The organism is Streptomyces sp. NPDC005774 (assembly GCF_042871645.1).
Classification (GTDB): Bacteria; Actinomycetota; Actinomycetes; order Streptomycetales; family Streptomycetaceae; genus Streptomyces; species Streptomyces pratens.
In genome coordinates this window covers 1-11,371 of record NZ_JBIAIV010000095.1, presented here as the reverse complement: position 1 = coordinate 11,371, position 11,371 = coordinate 1, and the positions used below count along the sequence as shown (strand labels likewise).

Annotated in this window: 10 protein-coding genes and 1 pseudogene; 3 read left to right on the top strand and 8 right to left on the bottom strand. The window is 72.4% G+C overall.

All coding sequences use genetic code 11. From position 1 onward, the window contains the following. Positions 1–139: 139 nt before the first annotated feature. From infB to rimP, 4 genes are all read right to left on the bottom strand, one after another. On the bottom strand, positions 140–3,262 hold the full coding sequence (gene infB, locus ACFYQA_RS38415) for a translation initiation factor IF-2 (RefSeq protein ID WP_388928324.1): 3,123 nt from the start codon (positions 3,260–3,262) through the stop codon (positions 140–142). 150 nt (positions 3,263–3,412) lie between these two features. Next, entirely contained in the window at positions 3,413–3,706 is a 294-nt protein-coding gene (locus ACFYQA_RS38410; RefSeq protein ID WP_386395286.1) for a YlxR family protein, read from the bottom strand. A 102-nt stretch (positions 3,707–3,808) separates the two neighbouring features. Continuing rightward, complete coding sequence (gene nusA, locus ACFYQA_RS38405) at positions 3,809–4,795, bottom strand: transcription termination factor NusA (protein WP_388928321.1); 987 nt, start codon at positions 4,793–4,795, stop codon at positions 3,809–3,811. Positions 4,796–4,797: 2 nt separating this feature from the next. Continuing rightward, positions 4,798–5,370: a ribosome maturation factor RimP gene (gene rimP, locus ACFYQA_RS38400; protein WP_388928318.1), complete on the bottom strand. Its 573-nt coding sequence runs from the start codon at positions 5,368–5,370 to the stop codon at positions 4,798–4,800. 279 nt (positions 5,371–5,649) lie between these two features. Here rimP and ACFYQA_RS38395 point away from each other — a divergent pair, with 279 nt between their 5' ends. The 3 genes from ACFYQA_RS38395 (at position 5,650) to ACFYQA_RS38385 (ending at position 7,707) form a co-directional block, all read left to right on the top strand. Then, positions 5,650–6,231, top strand: coding sequence for a hypothetical protein (locus ACFYQA_RS38395; protein ID WP_388928315.1), 582 nt, complete (start codon positions 5,650–5,652; stop codon positions 6,229–6,231). Between the two features lie 3 nt (positions 6,232–6,234). Next, entirely contained in the window at positions 6,235–6,702 is a 468-nt protein-coding gene (locus ACFYQA_RS38390) for a ferritin-like domain-containing protein (protein ID WP_386395278.1), read from the top strand. Positions 6,703–6,795: 93 nt separating this feature from the next. Then, positions 6,796–7,707 (top strand): aminoglycoside phosphotransferase family protein, encoded by a 912-nt coding sequence (locus tag ACFYQA_RS38385; RefSeq protein WP_388928312.1) that lies wholly within the window; start codon positions 6,796–6,798, stop codon positions 7,705–7,707. A 67-nt stretch (positions 7,708–7,774) separates the two neighbouring features. On the opposite strand, the gene ACFYQA_RS38380 is transcribed toward ACFYQA_RS38385, so the two are convergent. The 4 genes and pseudogenes from ACFYQA_RS38380 to ACFYQA_RS38365 form a co-directional block, all read right to left on the bottom strand. Next, positions 7,775–9,475, bottom strand: coding sequence for a proline--tRNA ligase (locus tag ACFYQA_RS38380; protein WP_388928309.1), 1,701 nt, complete (start codon positions 9,473–9,475; stop codon positions 7,775–7,777). 72 nt (positions 9,476–9,547) lie between these two features. Continuing rightward, complete coding sequence (locus tag ACFYQA_RS38375) at positions 9,548–10,129, bottom strand: GNAT family N-acetyltransferase (RefSeq protein ID WP_388928306.1); 582 nt, start codon at positions 10,127–10,129, stop codon at positions 9,548–9,550. A gap of 86 nt (positions 10,130–10,215) precedes the next feature. Next, a complete protein-coding gene (locus ACFYQA_RS38370; RefSeq protein WP_388928303.1) occupies positions 10,216–11,064 on the bottom strand; it encodes a GNAT family N-acetyltransferase in 849 nt (282 codons plus the stop codon). A gap of 163 nt (positions 11,065–11,227) precedes the next feature. Further along, positions 11,228–11,371, bottom strand: a pseudogene (locus ACFYQA_RS38365) (4-hydroxy-3-methylbut-2-en-1-yl diphosphate synthase); the annotation flags it as partial.

The window sequence follows — 11,371 nt, the reverse complement described above, 5'->3', positions numbered from 1 at the left end:
GGCGCGGGCCCCCCGCGGGTGGGGGCCCCCGCCCGGCCCCCCGGGTTGGGGCCCCCGCCCCCCCCCGTGGCCCCGCCCCGGCCCGGGGGGGCGGCCGGGGGCCCCCGGGGCCCCCCCGCCCGGCACACACCGTGGGGTGTTATCCCCGCGGCTTCTCGCGCATCTCGTAGGTCGCGATGACGTCGTCGGCCTTGATGTCGTTGAAGTTTCCGAGGTTGATACCGCCCTCGAAGCCTTCGCGGATCTCGGTGACGTCGTCCTTGAAGCGACGCAGACCGACGATGTTGAGGTTCTCCGCGATGACCTTGCCGTCGCGGATGAGGCGCGCCTTGGTGTTGCGCTTGACCTCGCCGGAGCGGATGAGAACACCCGCGATGTTGCCCAGCTTGGACGAGCGGAAGACCTCGCGGATCTCCGCCGTGCCGAGCTCGACCTCTTCGTACTCCGGCTTGAGCATGCCCTTGAGGGCCGCCTCGATCTCCTCGATCGCCTGGTAGATGACCGAGTAGTACCGGACATCCACGCCTTCGCGCTCGGCCATCTGCTGTGCCCGCCCGGCGGCGCGCACGTTGAAGCCGATCACGATGGCGTCCGAGCCCATCGCCAGGTCGATGTCGGACTCCGTGACCGCACCGACGCCGCGGTGCAGGATCCGGATGTCGACCTCTTCGCCGACGTCCAGCTGGAGCAGCGAGGACTCGAGGGCCTCGACCGATCCGGACGCGTCACCCTTGATGATCAGGTTCAGCTGCTGGATCTCGCCGGCCTTGAGCACCTTGTCCAGGTCCTCCAGCGACACGCGGCGCGTGCGCTTGGCGAACGCGGCGTTGCGCTCACGGGCGGCGCGCTTCTCGGCGATCTGACGGGCCGTACGGTCCTCGTCGACGACGATGAAGTTGTCGCCCGCACCCGGGACGTTGGTCAGGCCCAGGACCTGGACCGGCGTCGACGGGCCGGCCTCGGCGACGTTGTTGCCGTTGTCGTCGAGCATGGCGCGCACGCGGCCGTAGGCATCGCCCACCACCATCGTGTCGCCGACCCGCAGGGTGCCTCGCTGGACGAGGACGGTCGCCACGGCACCGCGGCCGCGGTCGAGCCGGGACTCGATCGAGATGCCCTGCGCGTCCTGCGTCGGGTTGGCCCGCAGGTCGAGCGAGGCGTCGGCGGTGAGGACGACGGCCTCCAGGAGGCTGTCGATGTGCAGACCCTGCTTGGCGGAGATGTCGACGAACATGGTGTCGCCGCCGTACTCCTCGGCCACGAGGCCGTACTCGGTCAGCTGACCGCGCACCTTGGTCGGGTCGGCGCCCTCGACGTCGATCTTGTTGACCGCGACGACGATCGGCACCTCGGCCGCCTTCGCGTGGTTGAGCGCCTCGACCGTCTGCGGCATGACGCCGTCGTTGGCCGCGACGACCAGGATCGCGATGTCGGTCGACCGCGCACCACGGGCACGCATGGCGGTGAACGCCTCGTGACCCGGGGTGTCGATGAAGGTGATCCTGCGCTCTTGGTCGTTGACCTCGGTCGCGACCTGGTAGGCACCGATGTGCTGGGTGATGCCGCCGGCCTCGCCCGAGGCGACGTTCGTCTTGCGGATCGCGTCGAGCAGGCGGGTCTTGCCGTGGTCGACGTGGCCCATGACGGTGACCACCGGCGGACGGACCACCAGGTCCTCGTCGGAGCCCTCGTCCTCGCCGAACTCCAGGTCGAAGGACTCGAGCAGCTCGCGGTCCTCCTCCTCCGGGCTGACGATCTGAACCGTGTAGTTCATCTCGCCGGCGAGCATATGGAGCGTCTCGTCGGAGACGGACTGGGTCGCGGTGACCATCTCGCCGAGGTTCATCATGACCGCGACGAGCGACGCCGGGTTGGCGTTGATCTTCTCCGCGAAGTCGGTGAGCGAGGCACCGCGCGACAGGCGAATGCTCTCGCCGCTGCCGCGAGGCAGCATCACGCCGCCGACCGACGGGGCCTGCATGGCCTCGTACTCCTGGCGCCTCTGCCTCTTCGACTTGCGGCCACGACGGGCCGGACCGCCGGGACGGCCGAAGGCGCCCTGCGTGCCACCACGACCACCGGGACCACCGGGACGGCCACCGAAGCCGGGACGGCCACCGCCGCCACCGAAGCCGGCGCCGCCACCGGGACGACCGGCGAAGCCACCGCCGCCACCGGGACGAGCGCCACCGGCGCCGCCACCCGGGCGACCGGCGAAGCCACCGCCGCCACCGGGACGAGCGCCACCGGGACGACCGGCACCGGCCGGACCACGGCCACCGCCGGGACCGCCACCGGGACGGGGACCGGCAGCCGGACGCTGCGGCATCATGCCGGGGTTGGGACGCGGACCGCCGGGACCGCCGGGACCGCCGGGACCGCCGCCGGGACGGGGACCGCCCTGCGGACGCGGCATCGAGCCCGGGGAGGGACGCTGCCCGCCCGGAGTCTGCGGACGCGGACCGCTACCGCCCTGGCCACCGGGGGCCTGGGGACGGGGACCGGCACCGGGGGCACCGGGACCGCCAGGACGCGCGCCCTGCGGGCGGGGCGCCTGCGGGCGGGCCATACCGGTGGAGCCACCGGAGGTGAAGGGATTGTTACCCGGACGCGGACCGGCCGGGCGTCCACCCGGACGCTGACCGCCGCCACCGGGACGCTGGCCCTGACCGGCCGGACGGCCGCCCTGACCACCCTGAACACCTTGGCTGCCCTGACCACCCTGGCTGCCCTGACCACCCTGACCGGCGGGACGACCGCCGGGCTTGGGGGCACCGGGGCGCGTTCCGCCGGGCTTCGGTCCGGCCGGAGCCGGGGACGGAGCCTGAGCGGCGGCCGGCGGAGCCTGAGCGGCGGCCGGCGGGGCCTGGAACTCCGGGGCCGCCGGTGCCGGACGCGGCGCGGGGCGCGGCCCCGGCGTCGGACGCGGACCGGAGGTCGTCGGAGCGGGCGCCGACGGGGCCGCGGGCTGCTGCTCCGCGGGGGGCTTGGGTGCGGCCGGCGGCCGCGGTGCTGCCGGACGTGCCTGCGCCGGGGACGGCGCGGGCCTGGGCGCGGCCTTCCTGGGCGCGCCGGGCTTGGCACCGGACTTGCCGTTGCCCCCACCCTGCTGGAACGCGTCGGTCAGCTTGCGTACTACAGGCGCTTCGATCGTCGAAGACGCCGAACGGACGAATTCACCGAGCTCTTGGAGCTTGGCCATGACGACCTTGCTCTCGACACCGAACTCCTTGGCGAGTTCGTAGACCCGGACCTTAGCCACTTCGCTCCTCTGAGGTCCGGGTTGCGTCCGGACCGTCGCTAGTTCATGGGCGTACTCATCGCGTACTCATCGAGTGCTCATCGCAATCTCGACCTGCTTTCGACTCGCGAGGTACCAGGCCGCACGGGTGGATCCGCACGGCATGTCTTCTTACGGATTGCTGTCGCAACCCTGTGCCTGCTCGACGTAGTGGCGCAACGCCTTTACGTCGAGCGGTCCCGGGACGCGGAGCGCCCGCGGAAACGCCCTTCGGCGCACCGCCTGGTCAAGACAGACCGGGGCGGGGTGTACGTACGCACCCCGGCCGGGCAGCGTACCGCGTGGATCGGGGACGCACGCATCCTCGATCGCCACGATCCGCAGCAGCCCGTTCTTGACCGCTCGCTCCCGGCAGCCCACGCAGGTGCGCTCGGGACGTGCGCGGGTAGGTGTCCGGCCAGACACAGCTAAGTCTACCTCCCCGGACCGACCTCACCCCTTTGGGGCAAGTATCGAACGCATGCCGCACGCGAGACTGTCGTAATCTCAGCGAGCGGCGGCTTGGATCTATTCCCCGGGCTGTTCCGTGTCCGGCCGGATGTCGATCCGCCAGCCGGTCAGACGGGCGGCCAGACGGGCGTTCTGCCCCTCCTTGCCGATCGCCAGGGACAGCTGGTAGTCCGGCACGGTCACCCGGGCGGACCGGGCCGCCAGGTCCACGACCTCCACCTTGGTGACGCGGGCCGGGGAGAGCGCGTTGGCCACCATCTCGGCCGGGTCGTCCGACCAGTCGACGATATCGATCTTCTCGCCGCTCAGCTCGCCCATCACGTTGCGTACGCGGCCGCCCATGGGACCGATGCAGGCGCCCTTGGCGTTCAGCCCGGAGCGGGTGGAGCGGACGGCGATCTTCGTACGGTGGCCGGCCTCGCGGGCGATGGCGGAGATCTCCACCGAGCCGTCGGCGATCTCCGGTACCTCCAGGGCGAAGAGTTTCTTCACCAGATTGGGATGTGTGCGCGACAGGGTGACGGACGGTCCGCGCACGCCCTTCGCCACCCGGACGACGTAACTGCGCAGCCGCAGCCCGTGCGTGTAGGTCTCGCCGGGCACCTGCTCCTGCACCGGCAGGATGGCCTCCAGCTTGCCGATGTCGACCAGAACGTTCTTCGGGTCGCGGCCCTGCTGGACCACGCCGGTGACGATGTCGCCCTCACGGCCGGCGTACTCGCCGAGCGTCGCGTCGTCCTCGGCGTCGCGCAGGCGCTGCAGGATGACCTGCTTGGCCGTGGTGGCGGCGATACGGCCGAAGTCGGACGGGGTGTCGTCGAACTCACGGGCCTCCTGGCCCTCGTCGAGGTCCTCGGGGTCCTCCTTCGCCCACACCGTCACATGCCCGGTCTCCCGGTCGAGCTTCACGCGCGCGTGGCGGCGGCTTCCCTCGGTGCGGTGGTAGGCGATGAGGAGGGCCGACTCGATGGCCTCGACCAGCAGGTCGAAGGAGATCTCCTTCTCCCGTACCAAACCCCGCAGGGCGCTCATGTCAATGTCCACGGCTACGCCTCCTCTTCCGTCTCGTCGTTGGTGTCGTCGGTGTCGTTCGTGTCGTTCGTGTCGTTCGTCCCGGTCGCGTCCTGTGCGGCGGACTTGTCGTCCTTGCGGTTGAACTCGACCTGGACGCGCGCCCTGTCGATCTCGTCGAAGGCGAGCCGGCGCGCGGTGGGCTTGCGGCCCTTGACCCCGGGCACCTCGAGGTCGAGGCCGTCGTCGTCGGTCCGCAGGATCCGGGCGACCAGTTCGTCGCCCACCGTCAGCCGGAAGCCCACCAGGCGGCCCGTGGCGCGCACGTAGTGCCGGTGCTCGGTGAGGAGACGCTCGGCGCCCGGGGTTCCGACCTCGAGGGTGTACTCGCCGCTGCCCATCGCGTCGGTCTCGTCGAGCTTCGCCGAGAGCGCGCGGCTCACATCGGCGATGCGGTCCAGATCCGCGCCGGTGTCCGAGTCGACCACGACGCGCAGCACCCGCTTGCGGCCGACCGTGTCCACGGCGATCTCCTCGAGATCGAGACCCTGCGAGCTGACGAGCGGTTCCAGAAGCTCTCGAAGCCTCTCGCTCTGGGTGCTGCTCATCCGGGTGACTCCTCGGCCGCGTGTGCTGTTGTGGGATGGGGCGCGTGTCTGGGTCAAAGGGTATCCGGTCGCGGGGGGTGATGCCGTCCACCCGGTCACGGGGGGATGCCGTCCACCCGGTCACGGGGGGGGTGCCGCTGAGCGCCGTCAGGGAGATCCACGGGTACCGTGATCACGGGTCCAGGTCCTGTCGTCGCCCGGCGGACGGGAGTTCGGCGGGAGCGCCTGGGACCCTTCTTCCGTCGCCACGTTCCGTACGAGCCCCCGAGGACGTCTGCCGTGCCGTTCCCCCATGCTCCGCGTGCCCGTCCGGGGCCGCGCAGAAGGAGCTTGCTCGCCGTCGCCCCGACGGCCCTGCTCGCGGCGGGCTGTTCCGCCGGGTCCCGGGACGCCGACCCCGCCGCCGGCAGCTCTCCTCCCCAGGCCTCCGAACGGGCACGCACGCGTGCGGCGCGCGACAGCAGGGAGCTGGCCGAGCGGTACGACGCCGTGATCGCGGCGCACGCCGGGCTCGCTCAGCGGCTGGGTCCGTTGCGCGAGGACGCCGTGCGGCATGCGAAGGCCTTCGAGAGTTTCGGGACCGCGGCGGGTTCGGCGTCGGCGTCGCCGGAGTCGGCGGCGCCCGCCGGGGCGGTGCCGTCCGCCGGGGCGGTGCCGTCCGCCGGGGCGGTGCCGTCCGCCGGGGCGGTGCCGGTGCCCACGAAGGAGAAGGATGCCCTCTCCGGGCTCGCCGCCGCCGAGCGGGAGATCGCCGATCGGCGCCTGGAGGCACTGCTCGACGCACCGGCCGAGCTGGCCAGGCTGCTGGCGTCGGTGGCGGCGGCCGGCGCGGCCCATGTGTTTCTGCTGACGAAGGGCTGACGGATGAGCGAGGCGAAGGACCGGGAGCTGCGGGCGCTCCAGGCGGCCCTGGCGGCGGAGCACGCGGCGGTGTACGGATACGGGGTCGTCGGCGGGCGGATCTCCGACGACCGGCGCGCGGACGCTCGCTCGGCCTACGACGCGCACCGCGCGCGCCGGGACGCGCTGGTGCGCGAGGTGAAGGACACGGGCGCCGATCCCGTGGCCGCGGCCGCGGGGTACGCGCTGCCGTTCCAGGTGCCGGACCAGGCCGCGGCCGTGCGGCTCGCGGCGGAGCTGGAGAACCGGGTGGCCGGGGTGTACTCGGACCTGGTGCGCGCGAGCGGGGGCGAGCGGCGCCGTGCGGCGGCCGAGGCGCTGCGGGAGGCCGCAGTGCGGGCGGTGCGCTGGAGCGGGGGGAGCGTAGCCTTCCCTGGGCTCGCCGAGCGGGCCGGGCCGTCCTCGGAGGTTCCGTCGGTGCCGGCGGTGTGACGGAACCGCACGCGAGGGCGTGCCGGAGCGGCGTGAGGGGCCGGCGGCAGGGGCCGCGTACAGCACGACGGGCACGAAGGGAACGACTCGCGCATGGTCTTCGAACCGCCGCAGCGTCTGGTGAGGGCGCTGGGCGAGACGGCTCCCGACGGCGGTGTGGACTGGTTGGAGAAGCTGCCCGAGGCCGCGCGCGCGGCCGTCGCACTGCGCGGGCTGACCGTGGAACGGGTACAGGTGCCCGGGGGGCGCAGCAGCCTGGTGGCGCTGGTGCGGACGGCCGACGACACCGCCGCCGTGCTGAAGCTGGCCCCCGCGCGGGCCCGGCCGGAGAGCGAGCGGGCCGCGCTGGCCCACTGGAACGGGCTGGGCACGGTCCGGTTGCTGGAGCCCTCCTCCCCGGACGGGGCGCTGCTGCTGGAGCGGCTGCATCCGGACGTCTCGGTGCGATCGCTGCCGGAGGCGAAGGCACTGCTGGAGGCTGCCGGGACACTGCGGCGGCTGTGGGTCGAACCGCCCGTCGGGGACACCGCTCACGCCTTCGAGACGGTGGCCGAGCGGACCGGCCGGCAGGCCGAGGCGATGCGGGCGGGTGCCGCGGACTCCCCCGAGGTCGCACCGCTGGTGTCGGCGGCGCTGGCGGCGCGTGAGGAGCTGCTGGCCGGGCCGCCCGAGCACCGGTTGCTGCACGGCACGTTCCGGCAGAGCAAGGTGCTCTCCGCCGAGCGGATGCCGTGGTTGGCGGTGGGTCCCGACCCGGTGGTCGGGGAGTGTGCCTTCGACCTGGCCCGGCTGGTCCGCGACCGGGTGGAGGACCTGGTGGCCCAGCCGACCGGCGCGACGACGACCCGCCGCCGGGTGAAGCGCCTGGCGGAGTCCCTGGAGATCGACCAGGAGCGGCTGCGCGGCTGGACGCTGTTCCGCGCGGTGGAGTCCGGCGTGCGCGCCCGCCGTGTCGGCCGCGACCGGGACGCGGAGCTCCTCCTGGAGTTCGCCGGCTGGCTCTGACACCGCGCGGCGAGGCCGGGAGCCCGCACGGGGAACGACTCCGCGCGGGCTCTCGGTAGCGGTGTGGTCAGGCCGTGAGGCGGGTGATCGCTTCGGCCACGGTGAGTTCCTCGCGTTCGCCGGTACGGCGGTCCTTCAGCTCGACGATGCCCTCCGCGGAGCGACGGCCGGCGACCAGGATCTGCGGGACGCCGATCAGTTCGGAGTCGGTGAACTTCACGCCCGGCGAGACACCCGCGCGGTCGTCGACCAGGACGCGGACGCCGGCGGCGGCGAGCCGGGCGGAGACGTCGAGGGCGAGCTCGGTCTGCAGGGCCTTGCCCGCGGCGACCACGTGGACGTCGGCCGGGGCGACCTCCTTGGACCAGCACAGGCCCTTGTCGTCGGCGGTCTGCTCGGCCAGGGCCGCCACCGCGCGGGAGACGCCGATGCCGTAGGAGCCCATGGTGACGCGGACGGGCTTGCCCTGCTGCCCGAGGACGTCGAGCTTGAGGGCGTCGGCGTACTTGCGGCCCAGCTGGAAGATGTGGCCGATCTCGATGGCGCGGTCGAGCCGGAGGCCGGTGCCGCACTTGGGGCAGGGGTCGCCCTCGTCGACCACCACGACGTCCACGTACGCGTCGACCTCGAAGTCGCGGCCCACGACCACGTTCTTGGCGTGAGTGTCGGCCTTGTTGGCCCCGGTGACCCAGGCCGTGCCCGGTGCCACGCGCGGGTCGGCGATGTAGCGGACCTTCTCCAGGCCCTGCGGGCCGACGTAGCCACGCACCAGGTCGGGGCGGCCGACGAAGTCCTCGGCGGTGACCATCTCGACGGCGGCCGGGGCGAAGTGCGCCTCGACCTTGTCCAGGTCGACCTCCCGGTCGCCGGGGACGCCCACGGCGACGATCTCGCCGTCGACCTTGACCAGCAGGTTCTTCAGCGTGGCCGAGGCGGGGACGCCGAGCGAGGCGGCGAGGGTCTCGATGGTGGGGGTGTCGGGTGTCGGGATGTTCTCGGCGGCCGGGACGGCGGAGCCGTCGACGGGCTTCAGCTCGTAGGAGATCGCCTCGGTGTTCGCGGCGAAGTCGCAGTTCGGGCAGTCCGCGAAGGTGTCCTCACCGGCCTCGGCGGGGGCGAGGAACTCCTCAGACTTGGAGCCGCCCATCGCGCCGGCGGTGGCGGCACAGATGCGGTAGTCGAGGCCGAGGCGCTCGAAGATCCGCTGGTACGCCTGGCGGTGCAGACCGTAGGACCGGGTCAGGCCCTCGTCGTCGAGGTCGAAGGAGTACGAGTCCTTCATCAGGAACTCGCGGCCGCGCAGGATGCCTGCGCGGGGGCGGGCCTCGTCGCGGTACTTGCTCTGGATCTGGTAGAGGATCACCGGCAGGTCCTTGTAGGAGGACGCCTGGTCCTTCACCAGGAGGGTGAAGATCTCCTCGTGGGTGGGGCCGAGGAGGTAGTCGCCGCCCTTGCGGTCCTGGAGGCGGAACAGCTCGGGGCCGTACTCCTCCCAGCGGCCGGTCGCCTCGTAGGGCTCACGCGGCAGGATGGCGGGGAGCAGCACCTCCTGGGCGCCGATGGCGTCCATCTCCTCGCGCACGACGCGTTCGACGTTGGCGAGGACCTTCTTGCCGAGGGGCAGCCAGCTCCAGATGCCGGCGGCGGTGCGGCGCACGTAGCCGGCGCGGACGAGCAGCTTGTGACTGAGGACCTCGGCGTCAGCCGGGTCGTCGCGCAGCGTCTTCGCCATCAACTGGGACATGCGCTGGACCGGTGCGTTCGCCATGGTTCTCGTACTCCTGCTGCGTCTGGGTGATGACTGGAGGTTAGCCGGGCGGGACGGGCCGGTGGAAATCGGTTACGGCCCTTCCGGCCCCACGCGACGCAGTGGCAAGGGGGCACCCATCACGGCGTACGGCTTGGGGGCGCTGGGGAAGTGGACGCGGCGGGCGAGGTCCTCGTAGCCGAGGGAGCGGTACAGGTGGCGGGCGGGACTCTCGATGTCGACGGCGGAGAGGATCGAGCGGGGTTCGTCGGCGCCGTCGGTGATCGTGGTGATCAGGCAGCGGCCGATGCCGTGCTTCTGGTGGCGCGGGTGGACGTGCAGTTCGGTGATGACGAAGGAGCCGTCGAGCCAGTCGTCGTGGCCCCGGGCGCGCAGAGGGGGTTCGACGACCGTGGACCACCAGTGGGCGCGGTTGTTGGGCATGCCGTAGACGAAGCCGACGAGACGGCCGGTGACGGTGGCACCGAAGGCTCTGGCTCCCGGCAGGCTCATGTGGCGCAGCACGATCTGCCGGCGTACGGCCACCTCGTCGGGGCTGAGGCCGAACGCCTTCGCCTGGACCGCCAGCGCCTCGTCGACGTGGGCGGCGAGGTCGAGGGGGCCGATCACGATGTCGTCGGGACGGGGGTGCCCGTGACCGGGAAAGCGCAGCATGCCGGGGAGACTACAGGGCGTCGGCACGGGCCGGGACGGCTCCGCGCGGCCGCGCAGCGGCACTGGCGGGACGGGACGGGCCGGGGTCAGAACAGGATGCTCATGAACTCGCCGACCTCCTGGAACCCCACCCGCCGGTAGGTCCGGCGTGCGGGGGTGTTGAAGTCGTTGACGTAGAGGCTCGTCACGGGGGCGACGTCCGCGAGGGCGTAGCGGAGCACTGCCGCCATGCCGGGGGCGGCGACGCCCTTGCCCCGGTGTTCGGGTGCCACCCATACGCCCTGGATCTGGCAGGTGCGGTCGGTGGCGGCGCCGATCTCGGCCTTGAAGACGACCTTGCCCTCGGCGTCGAAGCGGGCGAAGGCTCTTCCGGCTCCGACGAGTTCGGCGACCCGGGCCTGGTAGAGCAGGCCGCCGTCGCCGGCCAGTGGGGAGATCCCGACCTCCTCGGTGAACATCGCCACGCAGGCCGGCATGATCTTGTCCATCTCGTCCTTGCGGACGCGGCGGACGTAGGGGTCCGGGGCAATGTTCCCGGGCAGGCGGTCGGCGACCATCAGGGGCTGGTGGGCGCGGACCTCTCGGGCGGGGCCCCACTGGGGTTCGAGCAGCCGCCACAGCTCGGCGGTGGGGGCCGTGGGGCCGACGACGGAGGAGCAGCGGCGGCCGGCCCGGCGGGCGCGGTCGGCGAAGGCGCGGACCGCCCGGGGGGTGGCGCATATGGGGACCAGGTTGGCGCCCGCGTAGCACAGGGACGTGAGCAGGCCGCCCTCGTACCAGCCCCACATCTCGCCGCCGAGCCGCCACGGGTCCAGGCCCGCGACCTGCACCCGGGATGCCACGAAGGCGTTCGCCACCGGCTCGCGGTCGAGGATGGCGAGGGCGGCGTCCAGGTCGCTCGGTTCGAGGACCCGGGAGGTGGTCTGCGTCAACACGTGCGGGGGGCCTCACACACTTGGGTCTGCTGGTTTCCGCACTGTACCCGTCGAATTCGTGTGCTGCCGCTCCGCGGGAGAGAAACGGTCCTACCCGGAGGTTTTCCGGGCAGGAAGGGCAGAGCGACCGGCCTGAGCGGGCGGACCGGCCTGACGGGCTTCGTCAGCCGGCGACCGAGATCTGGGGTTCGCCAGAAGTCACGCCGTCCTGCTCCATCTGTTCGGCGATCTTCATGGCTTCCTCGATGAGGGTCTCCACGATCTTCGACTCCGGGACGGTCTTGATGACCTCGCCCTTCACGAAGAT